Origin of the sequence: Arcobacter vandammei, from assembly GCF_016106035.1 — a bacterium.
In the GTDB taxonomy this organism is placed as follows: domain Bacteria; phylum Campylobacterota; class Campylobacteria; order Campylobacterales; family Arcobacteraceae; genus Aliarcobacter; species Aliarcobacter vandammei.
This window is the reverse complement of record NZ_JADKPZ010000013.1, coordinates 13,034-29,631: the sequence shown is the minus strand read 5'-3', so window position 1 is coordinate 29,631 and position 16,598 is coordinate 13,034. Positions and strand designations below refer to the sequence as shown.

19 protein-coding genes are annotated in these 16,598 nt (G+C 29.5%); 14 read left to right on the top strand and 5 right to left on the bottom strand.

Annotated elements, in window-relative coordinates; translation table 11 throughout:
• Positions 1-21: 21 nt before the first annotated feature.
• From IQC44_RS08250 to IQC44_RS08230, 5 genes are all read left to right on the top strand, one after another.
• The gene (locus IQC44_RS08250; protein ID WP_198305950.1) at positions 22-897 is read left to right on the top strand and encodes an MqnA/MqnD/SBP family protein; all 876 of its coding nucleotides are present in this window, start codon (positions 22-24) and stop codon (positions 895-897) included.
• Positions 898-911: 14 nt separating this feature from the next.
• Positions 912-1,706, top strand: a complete 795-nt coding sequence (locus IQC44_RS08245; protein WP_198305869.1) for a UDP-N-acetylmuramate dehydrogenase — start codon at positions 912-914, stop codon at positions 1,704-1,706.
• An 85-nt stretch (positions 1,707-1,791) separates the two neighbouring features.
• Positions 1,792-4,131, top strand: a complete 2,340-nt coding sequence (topA, locus tag IQC44_RS08240) for a type I DNA topoisomerase (protein WP_198305868.1) — start codon at positions 1,792-1,794, stop codon at positions 4,129-4,131.
• The gene (locus IQC44_RS08235) at positions 4,132-4,644 is read left to right on the top strand and encodes a metallophosphoesterase family protein (protein ID WP_198305867.1); all 513 of its coding nucleotides are present in this window, start codon (positions 4,132-4,134) and stop codon (positions 4,642-4,644) included.
• Positions 4,634-5,482 (top strand): biotin synthase, encoded by an 849-nt coding sequence (locus IQC44_RS08230; RefSeq protein WP_198305866.1) that lies wholly within the window; start codon positions 4,634-4,636, stop codon positions 5,480-5,482. The genes IQC44_RS08235 and IQC44_RS08230 overlap by 11 nt, the downstream gene beginning before the upstream one ends.
• 19 nt (positions 5,483-5,501) lie before the next feature.
• Here the strand turns inward: IQC44_RS08230 and IQC44_RS08225 are convergent, their stop codons facing one another.
• From IQC44_RS08225 to IQC44_RS08205, 5 genes are all read right to left on the bottom strand, one after another.
• Complete coding sequence (locus tag IQC44_RS08225) at positions 5,502-6,203, bottom strand: AMIN domain-containing protein (RefSeq protein WP_198305865.1); 702 nt, start codon at positions 6,201-6,203, stop codon at positions 5,502-5,504.
• Positions 6,200-6,442 carry a septum formation initiator gene (locus IQC44_RS08220; protein ID WP_198305864.1) on the bottom strand — a complete coding sequence of 81 codons (243 nt, stop codon included), beginning with the start codon at positions 6,440-6,442 and terminating at the stop codon, positions 6,200-6,202. Before IQC44_RS08220 ends, IQC44_RS08225 begins: the two co-directional genes overlap by 4 nt.
• Entirely contained in the window at positions 6,442-7,719 is a 1,278-nt protein-coding gene (gene eno, locus IQC44_RS08215; RefSeq protein ID WP_198305863.1) for a phosphopyruvate hydratase, read from the bottom strand. The genes IQC44_RS08220 and eno overlap by 1 nt, the downstream gene beginning before the upstream one ends.
• A 152-nt stretch (positions 7,720-7,871) precedes the next feature.
• Positions 7,872-8,921 (bottom strand): recombinase RecA, encoded by a 1,050-nt coding sequence (recA, locus tag IQC44_RS08210; RefSeq protein WP_198305862.1) that lies wholly within the window; start codon positions 8,919-8,921, stop codon positions 7,872-7,874.
• 96 nt (positions 8,922-9,017) lie between these two features.
• Positions 9,018-9,227: a hypothetical protein gene (locus tag IQC44_RS08205; RefSeq protein WP_198305861.1), complete on the bottom strand. Its 210-nt coding sequence runs from the start codon at positions 9,225-9,227 to the stop codon at positions 9,018-9,020.
• Positions 9,228-9,339: 112 nt separating this feature from the next.
• Here IQC44_RS08205 and pseB point away from each other — a divergent pair, with 112 nt between their 5' ends.
• From pseB to IQC44_RS08160, 9 genes are all read left to right on the top strand, one after another.
• Positions 9,340-10,332 carry a UDP-N-acetylglucosamine 4,6-dehydratase (inverting) gene (gene pseB / locus IQC44_RS08200; RefSeq protein ID WP_198305860.1) on the top strand — a complete coding sequence of 331 codons (993 nt, stop codon included), beginning with the start codon at positions 9,340-9,342 and terminating at the stop codon, positions 10,330-10,332.
• On the top strand, positions 10,329-11,459 hold the full coding sequence (gene pseC / locus IQC44_RS08195; protein WP_198305859.1) for a UDP-4-amino-4,6-dideoxy-N-acetyl-beta-L-altrosamine transaminase: 1,131 nt from the start codon (positions 10,329-10,331) through the stop codon (positions 11,457-11,459). The genes pseB and pseC overlap by 4 nt, the downstream gene beginning before the upstream one ends.
• An 18-nt stretch (positions 11,460-11,477) precedes the next feature.
• Positions 11,478-12,050, top strand: a complete 573-nt coding sequence (locus tag IQC44_RS08190) for an ORF6N domain-containing protein (protein WP_198305858.1) — start codon at positions 11,478-11,480, stop codon at positions 12,048-12,050.
• Between the two features lie 25 nt (positions 12,051-12,075).
• Positions 12,076-12,774 (top strand): pseudaminic acid cytidylyltransferase, encoded by a 699-nt coding sequence (pseF, locus tag IQC44_RS08185; RefSeq protein WP_198305857.1) that lies wholly within the window; start codon positions 12,076-12,078, stop codon positions 12,772-12,774.
• A 295-nt stretch (positions 12,775-13,069) separates the two neighbouring features.
• Complete coding sequence (locus IQC44_RS08180) at positions 13,070-13,291, top strand: phosphopantetheine-binding protein (RefSeq protein WP_198305856.1); 222 nt, start codon at positions 13,070-13,072, stop codon at positions 13,289-13,291.
• 2 nt (positions 13,292-13,293) lie between these two features.
• Complete coding sequence (locus tag IQC44_RS08175) at positions 13,294-14,250, top strand: 3-oxoacyl-ACP synthase III family protein (RefSeq protein ID WP_198305855.1); 957 nt, start codon at positions 13,294-13,296, stop codon at positions 14,248-14,250.
• A 12-nt stretch (positions 14,251-14,262) separates the two neighbouring features.
• Positions 14,263-15,321, top strand: a complete 1,059-nt coding sequence (locus tag IQC44_RS08170; RefSeq protein ID WP_198305854.1) for a ketoacyl-ACP synthase III — start codon at positions 14,263-14,265, stop codon at positions 15,319-15,321.
• Positions 15,308-16,063, top strand: coding sequence for an SDR family NAD(P)-dependent oxidoreductase (locus IQC44_RS08165; RefSeq protein WP_198305853.1), 756 nt, complete (start codon positions 15,308-15,310; stop codon positions 16,061-16,063). The genes IQC44_RS08170 and IQC44_RS08165 overlap by 14 nt, the downstream gene beginning before the upstream one ends.
• Positions 16,060-16,584: a GNAT family N-acetyltransferase gene (locus tag IQC44_RS08160; RefSeq protein ID WP_198305852.1), complete on the top strand. Its 525-nt coding sequence runs from the start codon at positions 16,060-16,062 to the stop codon at positions 16,582-16,584. Before IQC44_RS08165 ends, IQC44_RS08160 begins: the two co-directional genes overlap by 4 nt.
• Positions 16,585-16,598 lie beyond the last annotated feature (14 nt).

Genomic DNA, 16,598 nt, shown 5'->3' with positions numbered 1-16,598 from the left:
AAAGGAATAAAATTGACAAAAATAATAAAAGATATAAGTGTAGCTCACTCACCAGATGCTGATGATATTTTTATGTATTATGCTATAAAGTTTGGTTGGATAGATATTGATGGTGCAAATTTTAGCAATATTGCAGATGATATAGAGACTTTAAATCAAGCAACTTTAAAAGGAACTTACGATATTTGTGCAATCTCTTTTGCTCTTTATCCATTTGTAAAAGATGATTATGCCCTACTTAAAACGGCTGTTTCTTTTGGGGAAGGATATGGTCCAAAACTAATTAAGAAAAAAGGAACTAGCCTAAAAAGAAACTTCAAAGTAGCTCTTAGTGGAGAGTTTACAACAAATGCCCTACTTTTTAAAATATATTATCCAGATGCAAGAATTACATATATGAACTTTTTAGATATTGAAAAAGCGGTACTTGATGGAACGGTTGATGCTGGGGTTTTAATTCATGAGTCAATTTTAACTTACAACGATGAACTAGAAGTAGAAATTGAGCTTTGGGATATTTGGAAAGAGCTAACTGTCACTGAAAATGAAGATTTACCCCTACCACTTGGTGGAATGTGTCTTCGTCGTTCTATTCCACTTCATGATGCTATAAAATATGAAAATGCACTTATAAAAGCTGTTGAAGTTGCAAATAAAAACAGAAAAACTCTAGCTCCAATGTTACTAGAAAAAGGACTTATAAGAGTAGATGCAAAAACTTTAGATAAATATTTAGACCTTTATGCAAATGATAATTCAGTACTTTTAAGCCCTATTCAATATAAAGCAATAGATAAACTTTTTGAACTAGGATATAAACATGGTTTTTATCAAAATCTTATCAAATCTGAAGATTTTTTAATCCCAAGTGAGTATGAAGAACTAAGAAGTAGATGAGCCAAAAAAGTAATATGAAAAACGAAACAAAAACAATAGACTTCAAAAGATATTCTTCAATTCATATTGGTGGAACTTTTGAAGTTTTAGTAATAAATGAGATAGAAAAAGAGAACGAGTACCAAGATTTTCAAATAATAGGACGAGCAAATAATTTGCTAATTTCACCAAATTGTAAAAAAAAGTTTGCCATTTTGGGTGAAAATTTTGATTATATAGAAGAAAAAAACAGTTTAATCTATGTTGGATGTGCTACAAGTAGTGGAAAACTTCTAACATACACTAGAAAAAATAATATTGCAAATTTAGAGTTTTTGGCAAAATTACCTGGAAATTTGGGTGGTTTAGTAAAAATGAATGCAGGGCTAAAAGAGTGGGAAGTTTTTAACTATATTCACTCAATTAAAACAAAAGATGGCTATATACTTAAAAAAGATATAGATTTTTCATATAGAGAAACCAAAATTGATACTATTGTTTATGAAGTAGTTTTTCATAAAGAACTAGGTTTTAGCAAAGAAAAACAAAATGAATTTGTAAAAATGAGAGATAATCAACCGCAAATGGCTAGTGCTGGAAGCTGTTTTAAAAATCCAAAAAACGATTTTGCTGGACGACTTATAGAAGCTGTTGGATTAAAAGGACACAGAATTGGAGATATGGAGTTTTCAAGCACTCATGCAAACTTTTTGGTAAATCATGGAGATGGAACTTTTGAGGAAGCAATTAGTTTAATAAACCTTGCAAAACAAAAAGTAAAAGAAGAGTTTGGGATAGAGCTTGAAACTGAGATTATAATTTTTGAGTAAAAAATAAAATTTAACTACTCATTAAGAAGACCTTACATTTTTTATGATAAAATGCAAACTTTTAGAAAATATGAAGGCAGTTTAAGTGAAAAATTTAGTAATAGTGGAATCACCAGCAAAAGCAAAAACAATATCAAAATTCTTGGGAAAAGATTTTACCGTTATGGCTTCTATGGGGCATGTAAGAGATTTACCGAAATCAACTTTAGGTTTTGACCCTGAAGACAACTTCAAACCTAGTTATCAAGTAACAACAGATAAGAAAAAGGTAATCGCTGAACTAAAAAAACAAATCACAAAAGATACTACTATCTACCTAGCGGCCGATGAGGATAGAGAGGGAGAAGCTATTGCTTGGCACTTAATTCCTGCACTTAAAATTGAAAAAAACCCAATTAAAAGAATAGTTTTTCACGAAATTACAAAAGATGCAATTTTAAAAGCATTAGAAAATCCAAGAGATGTTGATCAAAATCTTGTAGATGCTCAACAAGCAAGAAGAATACTTGATAGAGCTGTTGGATATGAGCTTTCTCCATTACTTTGGAAAAAAGTTAGATATGGACTTAGTGCTGGAAGAGTTCAAAGTGTTGCTGTAAGAATTATTGTTGAAAGAGAAAATGAGATTAGAGCCTTTGTTCCTGAAGAGTTTTGGAAAATAAAAGCAAATTTCTTAAATCCAGAGCTTCAAAGTGAGTTAGCTAAAAAATCTGGCAAAAATATCAAAGTGAAAAATGAGCAAGAAGCAAGAGAGATTGAAGCTTCTTTAAATGGTGGAAATTTTACACTTATTGATATTGAAGAAAAAGATAGCACAAGAAACCCTGCACCTCCATTTACAACTTCAACACTGCAACAAGAAGCAAGTAGAAAAATAGGACTTAGTGTTGCACAAACTATGATGATAGCCCAACAACTTTATGAGGGAAATACAGCAAATATTCCAAATCACACAGGTGGTTTAATAACATATATGAGAACAGACTCTTTAAATCTTTCAACTGTTGCAACAAGTGCAGCTAAAAAGGTTATTGAAGAAGAGTATGGAAAAGATTATGCCCTAGCAAAACCAAGAGCTTTTAAATCAACTGCAAAAGGGGCTCAAGAAGCCCACGAAGCAATTCGTCCTGTTGATATGAGTCTAAAACCTTCAATGGTAAAAGAGTATTTAGACAATGCACAATATAAACTTTATAGCCTTATTTGGAAAAGAACAATCGCAACTCAAATGGCAGCTGCAAAAATAGCAAATACAACATATAAAATAGAAGCTGGAGCAAAAAAAGAGTTTGAGTTTCAAACAAAAGGTCAAAGAATTATTTTTGCTGGTTTTATGAAAGCATATACTGAAGGAAGTGATAATCCTGAAGAGCTACTAGAAAGTAGTGAAAAAATCTTACCAAATATCAAAATAGGAACTGTTTTAGATTTGGAAAATATTTTAAGTGAGCAACATTTTACAAAACCACCAGCAAGATACACTGAAGCAAGTCTAGTTAAAAAACTTGAAAGTGAAGGAATTGGAAGACCATCAACTTATGCTCCAACAATTTCAACAATTCAAGCAAGAGAATATGTAAGTAAAACAGAAGATAAAAAACTAATTCCAACACCAACAGGTGAAATTGTAAATAGTTTTTTAACTGACCACTTCTCAAATATCATAGATTTGGGCTTTACAGCAAAAATTGAAGAACAATTTGATGATATTGCAGATGGTAAAAAAGCTTGGGTTGATGTGATGAAAAACTTTTATGGAGATTTCAAGAATACTATAAAAGATAAAGAAGAGAATATTAGTAAATCTGATTATGTTCAACAAAGAGAGCTAGGAATTGACCCAAAAAGTGGAAAACCTGTAAGTGCTAGAGTTGGAAGATTTGGACCGTTTGTTCAAATTGGAACAAAAGATGATGAAGAGAAACCAAAATTTGTAGCAATTCCTGAAAATCTAAATATGGATACAATAACTTTGGATGAAGCCCTATTTTTATTTACACTTCCAAGAGTTGTAGGAGTAACTTTAAATAACGAAGAGATAAAAGCAAATATCGGAAGATTTGGACCATATCTACAAGTAAAAACAAAATATTACTCTTTAAAAACAGATGATCCATATACTGTTGATGAGCAAAGAGCAAGAGAGATTATAAGTGAAATAGATGAGGCAAAAAGTAAAGCTTTAATCAAAGATTTTGAAAAAGAAAAAATACAAATTCTAAATGGTGCTTACGGTGCTTATATAAAACAAGGTAGAAAAAACTACAAAATTCCTAAAGGAAAAATTGCTGAAGAGTTAAGTTTAGAAGAGTGTTTAGAGATTATTGAAAAAGATAGTAAAACTACTAAAAAACCTGCAAGAAAAACGGCTACAACTAAAAAAGAAACAACGGCTAAAAAAACTACAAAGGCAAAAAAAGAGTAGATGAAAATAGCAATTGTTTCAGATAGTCATCATAAACTTGACTATCTTTTAGAGTGTATATCTCTTTTAAAAGATGAAAATTGTGAATACTTAATCCATGCTGGAGATTTTTGCTCTAAAGAGGCTTTGGATATTTTAAAAAATTCTAATCTCAAAACTATAAAAGTATTTGGAAATAACGATTACTCATTAATAGATTTATCAAATGAATATAATATAAAAAAAGAACCTTACTACTTTAAAATAGAAGATATAAGCTTTAAATTAATGCACCTTCCTTATCATCTAAACCCTGATACAAAAATTATAATTTTTGGTCATACTCATGAGTTTTATTGTCAATATGTAAACAAAACACTTTTCTTAAACCCTGGAGAAGTATGTGCAAGAGAAGAGCCAATAATTTCTTGTGTGAAACTAGAGATTAATCAAAATGAGTATATAATCACGCGATATTTTAGAAATACAAATGAAAATAATTTTATGAAAGAAGAGTTTAAATATGAGCAATAATCAAATATATTTATGTGCAATATCAAATATTGAAAGTGGAACTTGTAATGAAGATTGCAAATTTTGTACACAAAGTGTAAAGTATAAAGCAGATATTGAAAGATATAGAAGAAAAGAGATAGAACAAATCGTAGAAGAGGCAAAAAAAGCAAGAGCAAATAAAGCTGTTGGGTTTTGTTTAGTAACAGCTGGAACTGGGCTTGATGATAAAAGATTAGATTATGTATGTCGTGCTGCTGATGCTGTGCATAAAGCGGTTCCAGATATTTCACTAATTGCCTGTAATGGATTAGCTACTTTTGAACAATTAAAAGAGTTAAGAAAACATGGTGTTGAAAACTATAATCACAATTTGGAAACAGCAAGAGAATTTTATAATACGATTTGTACAACTCACTCTTGGGATGATAGATATAACACTTGTTTAGATGCAAAAAAAGCTGGATTACATCTTTGTACAGGAGGTATTTTTGGTTTGGGTGAAACTCAAGAAAATAGAATCTCTATGCTTGAATCAATAGCTAGTCTTGAACCAATGTCAGTACCTATTAATTTCTTCCATCCAAATGATGCTCTACCAATAGTTAAAAATCCTTTATCAAAAGATGAAGCTTTTAAACTTATTGAATTAACTAGATCTTATCTTCCAAATCAAATGTTAATGATTGCTGGAGGAAGAGAGTTAATGTTTGGTAAAAATCAATATGATGTATTTAAACATGGAGCAAATGCTATTGTTGTTGGAGATTATTTAACAACTGGTGGTGCTAGTGCGGAAGATGATATAAAAGCTGTTACAGCTTTAGGATATGAGATAGCTTTTGCTTGTCATCAATAAATAAAAGAGATTTTCTCTTTTATTTTTTACTTATAGATACAATAGAATCTGTATAATCAAAATTATAGTTACTTGGTTTTGAACTAAGTTCTACAACTATTCTATAAAAACCATTATCTGAGTGGTTACCAGTTGAAATAGCTTTAAAATTACTAGAACTTAAAGTATGTTTAGCACCACTAAAATTTCTTTTGCCTTTGAAATCAATTACAAGTTTATTCTCTTGATTTATAGAAAACTTTTTAAACACTATATCTTCAGTGCTAATAAAAAGCTTATTATCATTGTAATCAACTTTTACAAATGGAAGAATGTTTTTTGATGTAAGAGTTTCATCATTTAAAACATCTGTTCTAGGTTTTACATAAACCACTTGTTCTGGTGCTTTATTTAACTCTTTTTTAACCAAAGACTTAGCCTTTTGTTCGGCTTCATACTTTGTTTTTAACATCAAAGAATCAACCTCTTTTTTTGAGTAAGTTTTCTCTTGTGTTTGTACTGGTACTTTTTGCTCTTGTACTTGTGTTGTAGGAGGATTTAGCTTATTTTGATAATCTCTTATAAATTGCTCCTCTTCTAAATCTGTTACACTTTTAGATTTTACAGATGTTGTAACAACCTTTCCTGTCTTATCTTCATATAAAATAAAAGGGTTCTCTCTAGCTTGTAAAGATAGGCTCAAAAAAGCCACTAATGTTGTAGATAATAGTAGAGTTCTCATTCTTCTGGCTCCAAATTTTTTAGTTCAAAATACTCTTTTTGTAAATAGGCATTATCTTTTTGCAATCTTGAAATCTCATTTTCAAGATACTCTTTTTTAAACTTCAAAGAGTTATAAACTTGCAAAGAGTTATCTCCAAAAAGAACATTTGTTACATAGTATGAAAAATACAATGTTGCTAATAGCGATAAAACCGCTATTAGCACAAAAATCCCAAAACCACTTTTTTTCTTCTTCATTATTTTTTAGAAAATGGCTCTTTACCTAAATATTCAGCATATCCAATTTCAGCACCAATTTCTAAAAGTCTATTATATTTTGCAATTCTATCGCTTCTTGCTGTACTTCCTGTTTTAATTTGTCCACAATTTAGTGCAACAGCAAAATCAGCAATAAACGCATCTTCACTCTCTCCACTTCTATGACTCATCACACAATTATAGTTGTTTCTTTGAGCTAATCTAATTGTTTGCATAGTTTCACTTACACTTCCAATTTGATTTGGTTTAATTAAGATTGCATTTGCAATATCTCTTTTTATTCCTTCAGCTAAAATTGAAGCATTTGTTACAAATAAATCATCTCCAACTAATTGAACTTTATGTCCTAATCTTTGAGTTAAAGTTTGCCAACCATCCCAGTCATCTTCACTTAATCCATCTTCAATTGAAACAATTGGATATTTTGCACATAACTCTTCATAGTATGCAACCATTTCAGAACTACTTAACTCTCTATTTTCACCTTTTAATACATACTTACCTGCATCGTTTATTAATTCACTAGCAGCTACATCAAGTGCAATAGAGATTTGCTCACCTGCTTTATATCCAGCTTTTGATATTGCTTCCATAATTACAGATATTGGCTCTTCATTTGATTTTAAGTTTGGTGCAAATCCACCCTCATCACCAACAGCTGTACTTTCTCCCATTTTATCAATGATTTTTTTAAGATTTTGATAAATCTCTGCAACTGCTCTTAAACCTTCATTGAAGTTTTCAATTCCAGTTGGCATAATCATATATTCTTGGAAATCAACAGAGTTATTTGCATGTTCTCCACCATTTATAATATTAAACATAGGAACAGGCATAGTCATAGCATTTGCACCACCTAAATATCTATATAATGGCATATTAAGTGAAGCAGCTGCTGCTCTTGCTGTCGCCATAGAAACACCTAAAACTGCATTTGCTCCTAAATTTGAGTAGTTATTTGTACCATCTAACTCTTTCATAATAGCATCAACTTCAGCTTGATTAAATGGGCTTTGTCCGATTAATTCATCAGCAATTTTAGTGTTTACATTTTCAACTGCTTTTAAAACACCCTTACCCATAAATCTATTATCACCATCTCTTAGCTCTAAAGCTTCTCTTTTTCCAGTACTTGCACCACTTGGAACTATTGCACTAGCTTTTGTACCATCACTTAAGATTACTGTTGCTCTTACTGTTGGATTTCCTCTACTATCCATTACTTCATCAGCATAAACATTATCTATATATACCACTTAGGTCTCCTAAATTTGTAATTTCTTAAGATTATAGCTAAAAAAAATTTGTTGTTTGCTTTTATAAAAATAAATTTAACTTTATGTAGTTTACTTTGAGAAAATTGGTATGAGAAAAGTTCTCAACCAATTTATATTTATAAGATTAAAGATTAATCATCAAGTTCAGAAGTTTCATCACTATCATCACTTCCACCAGTTATAATAGCATCATTTACACCCATAGAGTTTAAAATCTTATCTTCTATCTCTTTTGCAATAGTTGGATTATCTTTTAAAAATACTTTAACATTTTCTCTACCTTGACCAATTTTTGTATCTCCATAGCTAAACCAAGAACCAGCTTTATCAATAATATCAAGTTTCACACCATAATCAACTATCTCACCAGTTTTTGAAATACCTTCCCCAAACATAATATCAAACTCAGCTTGTTTAAATGGAGCTGCAACTTTGTTTTTTACAACTTTTACTTTTACTCTATTTCCTATTGAGTTTTCACCTTGTTTAAGTGTTGCAATTCTTCTAATATCAAGTCTTACAGATGAGTAGAATTTAAGTGCATTTCCACCAGTTGTTGTCTCTGGGCTTCCATATCCAGTCATTCCTATTTTCATTCTTATTTGGTTGATAAATATAACTGTACAGTTCATCTTACTTAAAAGCCCAGTTACTTTTCTTAGAGCCTTACTCATAAGCCTTGCTTGAACTCCAACTTGTTGGTCATCCATATCTCCATCTATCTCTACTTTTGGAGTTAAAGCTGCTACACTATCCACTACAACTAAATCAACTGCTCCACTTCTTATAACTGTTTCAAGTATTTCTAAAGCTTGTTCCCCAAAATCTGGTTGAGAAACAAGTAAATTATCTGTATCAACACCGATATCTTTTGCATATTTTACATCAAGAGCATGTTCAGCATCAATAAAAGCACAAACTCCACCAGCTTTTTGAGCTTCGGCAATAGCATGTAAAGTTAAAGTAGTTTTTCCAGAACTTTCTGGTCCATAAATCTCAATTACTCTTCCTTTTGGAATACCTCCAACACCAAGAGCCAAATCAAGTCCTAAAGAACCAGTGCTAATTGCTTCTGTTGGAATTACCTCTTTGTCTCCAAGTCTTATTAGTGTTCCTTTTCCAAAGGCTTTATCAATTTGTTTTATAGCAAGTTCAAGTGATTTTTTTTGATTTTCATCCATAGTTTTACCTCATCTTTTTCTTAATTCTTATTTTATTTTGAAATCTTAGCAGAATTTTTTGAAACTAGTTAAAAATATTGCATTTTGCAATATTTTTTATTTTAAAATAGTTTCAATACCGTTTTTTCGGATATTTTCTATAGTCTCTATAGTCTTAATATGTGAGTTCACCCTCTTTTTCATAGTGTGAGTTTTTATATGATTTGCCAAAATTTTTGTATATTTTTTGTAATTTCTTGAATCTTTTTCAAAAGTTGCAAGTTTCTTTTGTATTTTTAATATGTTATCTGGAATCGTCTTTTGCATAAATACCCTTAAAAAAATATATTTGTTTTATTATACATATAATATGTTAAAATAAAAGATATATTTAATATTTAATATTATCTATAAATAAATCTCCAAATTTAGGGCAAATATGTTTAATAATAAGAATATTTTAATAACAGGCGGAACTGGAAGTTTTGGTAAAAAATATACAAAGATACTTTTAGAAAAGTATAAACCAAACAAAATAATTATTTTTAGCAGAGATGAACTTAAGCAATATGAAATGGCTCAAGAGTATAGTGCAAAATGTATGAGATATTTTATAGGTGATGTAAGAGATAATCAAAGACTGAAACAAGCTACCAAAGATGTGGACTATATTATTCATGCAGCTGCACTTAAACATGTTCCAATAGCTGAATACAATCCAATGGAGTGTATAAAGACAAATATAGATGGTGCACAAAATGTAATAGAAGCTGCTTTGGAAAATGGTGTAAAAAGAGTAATAGCTCTTTCAACTGACAAAGCTGCAAACCCTGTAAATCTCTATGGTGCTACAAAACTAGCTTCGGATAAGCTTTTTGTTGCTGCAAATAATCTTGCAGGAAGTAGTGATATAAAATTTTCAGTTGTAAGATATGGAAATGTTGTGGGTAGTCGTGGTTCTGTTGTTCCGTTTTTTCAAAAACTTTTAATTGAAGGAGCAAAAGAGTTCCCAATAACAGATGAAAAAATGACAAGATTTTTTATAACTCTTGAAGATGGAGTTAATTTTGTACTAAAAAACTTTGAAAGAATGCAAGGTGGAGAGATTTTTGTACCAAAAATTCCATCTATGAAAATAGTTGATATGGCAAAAGCTTTAAATCCAAATTTACCACACAAAATTATAGGAATAAGAGCTGGAGAGAAACTTCATGAGATTATGTGTCCAGCTGATGATAGCCATTTGACTTTGGAGTTTGATGATCACTATGTGATAAAACCTACTATTAAGTTCTCAGGCTTTGTGGATTACTCTAAAAATCTTTTAGGAGAAGTTGGGAAGCCTGTATCTCAAGGCTTTGAGTACAACTCTGGAAATAATACAAAGTGGTTAAGTAGTGAAGAGTTTTTAGAGATGGTTAAGAAAATATGAAAAACTTTATACCTTATGGAAAACAGTTTATAGATGAAGATGATATAAGTGCTGTTGTAGAGGTTTTAAAATCGGACTTTTTGACAACTGGACCAAAAGTAAAAGAGTTTGAAGATAAAATTTGTGAATTTACTGGTGCTGCATATGCAGTTGCTGTATCAAATGGTACTGCAGCTTTGCATTTAGCTTCAATGGTTTTGCTTGAAAAAAATGATAAGGTATTAACAACTCCAAATAGCTTTTTGGCTACTTCAAATAGTATTTTATATGTAGGAGCAAAACCAATTTTTGTGGATATTTGTGAAGATGGAAATATAGATTTAGATTTATGTGAAAAAAAACTTCAAAAAAATAAAGATATAAAAGCTATTTATGTGGTACATTTTTCTGGAAACCCTGTAAATCAAGAGAAACTAAAATATCTAAAAGAGAAATATGGTGTGAAAATCTTAGAAGATGCTGCTCACTCTTTGGGAGCTAGTTTTAAAGGAATTAAAGCTGGAAGCTGTGTAAATAGTGATTGCAGTATATTATCTTTTCATCCAGTAAAACATCTTACAACTGCTGAGGGTGGGGCAATTACAACAAATGATGAAGAACTATATAAAAAACTTTTAGAGCTAAGAACTCACGGAATGCAAAGAATGAGTGAAATTGCCCCTTGGTATTATGAGATGCACTCTTTGGGGTTTAATTATAGGCTTACAGATTTGCAGTGTGCTTTAGGTCTTAGCCAGTTTAAAAAGCTTGATACTTTTATAGAAAAAAGAAAACAACTAGCACAAAACTATGATAGAGCTTTTTTTAATAGTATTGTAAAACCACTTTACAGCTATGATGGAAACTCATCTTATCATCTTTATGTGGTATGTGTTGATTTTTCAAAATTGAGTATCTCAAAAGTAGAATTGTTTAATAAAATGAAAGAGCAAAATATAGGACTTCAACTTCACTATATCCCTATAAATCAGCAACCTTTTTATAAATCTTTGGGTTATGGAAATAAAAAAACTCCTATTATGGATAAGTATTATGAAGAGTGTTTTTCTCTTCCTATGTATCCTAATCTTAGCTTTGAAGAGCAAAATTATGTGATAAAAAGTTTGTTTGAGGTTCTTTATAAATAAAATTTTAGGAGAAAATAAATGGAAATTATAAAGTTTGAAGAGTTAGAAAATAGATTGATTAAATATCAAGATAAGTATGTTTTAGTTGATAGAGATGTGGCACAGCTTTATGGGGTAACTACAAAAGAGATAAATCAAGCCGTATCAAATAATCCTGATAAATTTCCAAAAGGATATATAATTGAGCTAAGTGAAGAAGAAAAAATGGAGGTGGTAAAAAATTTTGACCACCTCTCTGCAATCAAGTATTCACCGCACTTGCCAAAAGTCTTCACAGAAAAAGGACTTTATATGTTGGCAACGATTATAAAAAGTAAAATAGCAACCCAAACAACTATAAAAATCATAGAAACTTTTGCAAAAATAAAAGAGCTTTCAAGAAATATAAACTCTATTATGAGAACAGAAGATGAAAAAACACAAAGAGATTTAGCAGAAAAATCAAACAAAATTTTAGAAGAGATCATCGAAATAGAGGATGAGATTTTAGCAAACTCTGAAGATGGCGAAGTGGTAGAAACTACCACAAAATTTGAGTTTAATCTAGGTTTTGCAAAAGTTAGTAGAAGTATAAAAAAGATTAAAAAATAGCTAAATTATGAAGAAAAGGTTTAAAATGTCTAAATGTATAGCAATAATTCCAGCAAGGGGTGGAAGCAAAAGAATACCACGAAAAAATATAAAAGATTTTTATGGAAAACCACTAATTTCTTATAGTATTGAAACTGCCTTAAAATCAAAGCTTTTTGATGAGGTTATAGTTTCAACAGATGATGAAGAGATAGCAAAAATTGCACAAAAATTTGGTGCAATTGTGCCATTTATTCGACCAAAAGAGCTAAGCGATGATTTCACAGGAACAGGTGCTGTTGTGGAGCATACAATTGAATTTTTACTAAATAAGGGTGAGAAAATAGATTTTATTTGTACTATTTATGCAACTGCACCATTTTTGAGTGAAAAATATTTAATAGAGGGCTTTACAAAATTAAAAAATTCAAATGCTAAAAATGCTTTTTCTTGTACTTCTATGCCATTTCCTATTCAAAGAACTTTTAAGATTACAAAAGATGAACGATGTGAGATGTTTTGGAAAGAAAACTTTTCAAAAAGAAGCCAAGATTTAGAAGAAGCTTTCCAAGATGCTGGGCAGTTTTATTGGACAAATTTAAATATAAAATCAGATGAGATAATGTTTGGAGCAGATAGCATTCCTATAATCTTACCTAGATATCTGGTACAAGATATTGATACACTTGAAGATTGGACTAGAGCGGAGATAATGTATGAAGCTATTAAGCTAACGATGATTTAGATAAAATATATTATTAGTATTAAATCTTTATTTAAATTGTATAATTATTATATGTCTTTTTATACCTATAATTATTTTATAATATAAAATATAAGTCAAGTTTGTACCTCTTTTTATAGATAGTAATATCTGATTTTAATATATTGCTTATAGAGGTTTTGATAGAATTTTTAATACTTAAAAGCCCTTTTTTATAGTGATTATGATTATATTATCTCTAATAAGATTTTTACATAAAAAATAATTTTTAAGTGAGAAGGAAATGAAATGTTATAAATTATAAAAGGAGTATAAAATGACAAAAGAAGAGTTAATTGAGAGTTTAGAAGATATTCTAATGCTTGAAGAGGGAGAGTTAGATTTAGAAGAAAATTTAACACATTACGAAGATTGGGATTCTATGAGTTATCTAGCATTAATCGCACTTTTTGATAAAAAATTGAGTAAAAAATTAGATATTGATACAATTAAAAGTTTTAAAACTGCAAATGATATATTAAATCAAGCAAGTTTATAAAGATGTTTAAAATAGGAACTTTCCTTCCAAAAAAAGTACTTTCAAATGAAGATTTGGAGTACTTAGGCTGGAGTGCAAAAAAGATATTTGCCAAAACTGGAATAAAACAAAGACATGTTGCATCAAAAAATGAAACAGCCTTGGATTTAGCCTACAGTGCTTGTAATGATTTGTTTTCAAAATACAATATTGATAAAAATGAAGTTGATTATATTCTGTACTGTACACAAAGTCCAGACTATAATCTACCAAATAATGTAAGCATATTGCATAAAAGACTAAATTTACCAAACAATATTCCAAGTTTAGAATACAATCAAGGTTGTAGTGGATATATCTATGGATTATCTTTAGCAAAAGCTTTTATAAATACAAATTTAGCAACAAAAGTATTACTTGTAACAACAGATACATATACAAAATATATAGACAACCAAGATAGAGCAAATAAAACTATTTTTGGAGATGGAGCAACAGCTACATTACTTTCAAAAGAAGAAATTAGCAAATTTGGAGAGTTTATTTTTGGTACAGATGGAAATGGTTCTTGTAGCTTATGTGTAAACAATAGTGGATTATCAAAAGAAAAACTCACTCTTGAAGGATTTGAAAATAAATTATTTATGAATGGAAGTGAAATATTTAATTTTACTATTGAAACAATACCAAATTCAATAAAAGCAGTTTTAGAAAAAAATAACTTAAAATTTGAAGAGATAGATTATTTCTTATTTCATCAAGCAAATGATTTTATGCTAGAACATTTAAGGGAGAAACTAGAAATACCAGAAGAAAAATTCCCTAAATTTATAGAAAACAGTGGAAATACAGTGTCTTCAACTATTCCTTTATTAATAAATAACTTAAATGAAAAACAAGTATTAAAAAAAGGCGATAAATTGCTTCTTATAGGTTTTGGTGTTGGTTACTCTTGGGGAGCAACTATAATTGAGTACTAAAGGAAAAGATATATGAAACTAAAAATTAAAAACTGTAAAATAAAACATATAGAAACAATGGTTCCATCAAAAATAGTAAAAAATATTGATTTAGATTTTGATGAAAAACTAAAAAAGAAAGTTATCAAAAATACAGGCGTAGTGCAACGATATGTACTAGAAGATAATCAATCTTTTTTGGAAATGTACACTCAAATAGGAATAAATACAATCAAAAGTTTAAATTGGGATAAAAATTCAATAGATGGAGTTATAGTTGTAACACAAACTCCTGAATATAGACTTCCTGCAACATCTTGTATTTTACAAGGAACTTTGGGATTAAGTAGCGAAGCTTTTGCTTATGATATTTCTATGGGGTGTAGTGGATATGTTTATGGGCTTTTTAATGCAATGTCAAATATATCTGCCTCAAATGGAGATATAAAAAGAGTCTTGCTTTTTGTAGGAGATGCTTCTAGCACTTTAATTCACCCGAAAAATAAATCTAGTGTATTTCTATTTGGTGATGCTGTTAGCTGTACTGCTATTGAATACGATATAAATTCAAGTGAAACACCATTTGTGTTAAAAACAGATGGAAGAGAGTTTGAGAATATTATAGTTGAAGATAGTGGACTAAGAAATAAAGTAACTTTGAAATCTTTTGAAGAGTTTGAAGATGAAGATGGAAATATAAACTCTAAAAATTGTTTATATATGAATGGTGCAAAAGTATTTAGTTTTACTGTAGATAATGTTCCAAATATTATCGAAGAGACTTTAGAATATACAAAAATACCAAAAGAGCAAATAGATGGATACTATTTTCATCAAGCAAATAAATTTATGATAGAGTTTTTATCTTCAAAAATCGGAGTTGATGAAAAAACTCCAATAAATATAGAAAAATTTGGAAATACATCTTGTACTTCTATTCCTCTGCTACTAACTGATTTTAAACCAAACTCAAAATACAATATGCTAATAGGTTTCGGTGTTGGAATGTCAATGGGAACAGCAATAGTTGATTTGGAAAATACAACTTTTAATCACACTGTTTTTGAGGAGTTAAGAAATGATAAAATTTAATGGTGAAAATATCTTAGTAACTGGTGCTTCAGATGGTATAGGTAAAGCTATTTGCCTATTGCTTAACTCTTTAGGGGCAAATGTTATAGGAATTGCAAGAAGTGAAGATAAACTTAAATTAGTAAAAGAAGAAATGAGCTATAAAGATAATTTTACATATATATCAAGAGATTTATCTTTAGATATAGATGACTTACCTAGTTTAGTTTCTGAAATTGTAAAAAAATATGGAAAATTAAGTGGTTTGGTTTATGCTGCTGGAAAACTAGAGCTGTTACCGATAAAAAGTTTAGATATAGATAGTATTGATAGCCTTTATAATGTTAATTTTAAATCCCTACTTATGATAACAAAAGGTTTTGTAGATAAAAGAAACTCTTTAGAAAATTCATCTATAGTATATATTTCTTCTATTAGTTCTATTTTAGGAGCGAAAGGAACAATTTCATATGCAACTTCAAAAGGAGCTATTAATTCATTGGTAAGAACATTAGCAGTGGAAGTATCAAATAGAAGTATTAGAGTAAATAGTGTTTTACCAGGACATATTGAAACGAATTTAGCACTACAACATCAAGATATCTATAGTCCAGAATTTTTAAATGAGTTAGAGACTATGTATCCTTTGGGACTTGGAGAGCCTGAAGATGTAGCAAATTTGGTTACTTTTTTAATCTCTAATAATTCAAGATGGATTACAGGACAAAATATTGTAATTGATGGGGGGAGAACTTTACTTTGATTTTGAAACAGGATAATATACTTTTAAGAAGAGTAGAAGAAAAAGATATTGAAATGATAAGAAACTGGAGAAATGACCCAAAAATATCTCAATATATGTCTTTTCGTGATTATATAACACAAGAAATGCAAAAAAAATGGTTTGAAAAAATAAACAATGACAACAACTATTTTTTTATTATAAATATAGAAAATACAGATATAGGAATGGTAGATGTCAAAAATATTGACTATAGCCAAAAAATAGCAGAAGGAGGGATATTTATATATGATGATAAATATCTAAGTAGTATCTACCCTTTATTCGCATCTTATTTAGTAATAAACTTTGTATTTGATACATTGAAACTTGAGAAGTTCAAAGCACAAATTATGGAAGATAATAAAAGAGCAATAAGATACAATAAATCACTAGGTTTTAAACCAACAGATGAGATTGATGGCTTACTAAGAACATACTATTTGGTTGAAAATGATTGGACAGAAGCTAAAAATACTATAGAGATTCTTATAAAAAATTAAAATGATTTGTAGAG

Bases quoted from the DNA above. Each gene is read 5' to 3' on its own strand.
- recA (WP_198305862.1), bottom strand. From the start codon at position 8,921: ATGGATGAAAATCAAAAAAAATCACTTGAACTTGCTATAAAACAAATT.
- pseF (WP_198305857.1), top strand. From the start codon at position 12,076: ATGTCTAAATGTATAGCAATAATTCCAGCAAGGGGTGGAAGCAAAAGA.
- IQC44_RS08190 (WP_198305858.1), top strand. From the start codon at position 11,478: ATGGAAATTATAAAGTTTGAAGAGTTAGAAAATAGATTGATTAAATAT.
- IQC44_RS08170 (WP_198305854.1), top strand. From the start codon at position 14,263: ATGAAACTAAAAATTAAAAACTGTAAAATAAAACATATAGAAACAATG.
- pseC (WP_198305859.1), top strand. From the start codon at position 10,329: ATGAAAAACTTTATACCTTATGGAAAACAGTTTATAGATGAAGATGAT.
- IQC44_RS08165 (WP_198305853.1), top strand. From the start codon at position 15,308: ATGATAAAATTTAATGGTGAAAATATCTTAGTAACTGGTGCTTCAGAT.
- pseB (WP_198305860.1), top strand. From the start codon at position 9,340: ATGTTTAATAATAAGAATATTTTAATAACAGGCGGAACTGGAAGTTTT.
- IQC44_RS08175 (WP_198305855.1), top strand. From the start codon at position 13,294: ATGTTTAAAATAGGAACTTTCCTTCCAAAAAAAGTACTTTCAAATGAA.
- IQC44_RS08220 (WP_198305864.1), bottom strand. From the start codon at position 6,442: ATGAAGAAGAAAAAAAGTGGTTTTGGGATTTTTGTGCTAATAGCGGTT.
- IQC44_RS08180 (WP_198305856.1), top strand. From the start codon at position 13,070: ATGACAAAAGAAGAGTTAATTGAGAGTTTAGAAGATATTCTAATGCTT.
- IQC44_RS08235 (WP_198305867.1), top strand. From the start codon at position 4,132: ATGAAAATAGCAATTGTTTCAGATAGTCATCATAAACTTGACTATCTT.
- IQC44_RS08205 (WP_198305861.1), bottom strand. From the start codon at position 9,227: ATGCAAAAGACGATTCCAGATAACATATTAAAAATACAAAAGAAACTT.
- IQC44_RS08225 (WP_198305865.1), bottom strand. From the start codon at position 6,203: ATGAGAACTCTACTATTATCTACAACATTAGTGGCTTTTTTGAGCCTA.
- IQC44_RS08230 (WP_198305866.1), top strand. From the start codon at position 4,634: ATGAGCAATAATCAAATATATTTATGTGCAATATCAAATATTGAAAGT.
- IQC44_RS08245 (WP_198305869.1), top strand. From the start codon at position 912: ATGAAAAACGAAACAAAAACAATAGACTTCAAAAGATATTCTTCAATT.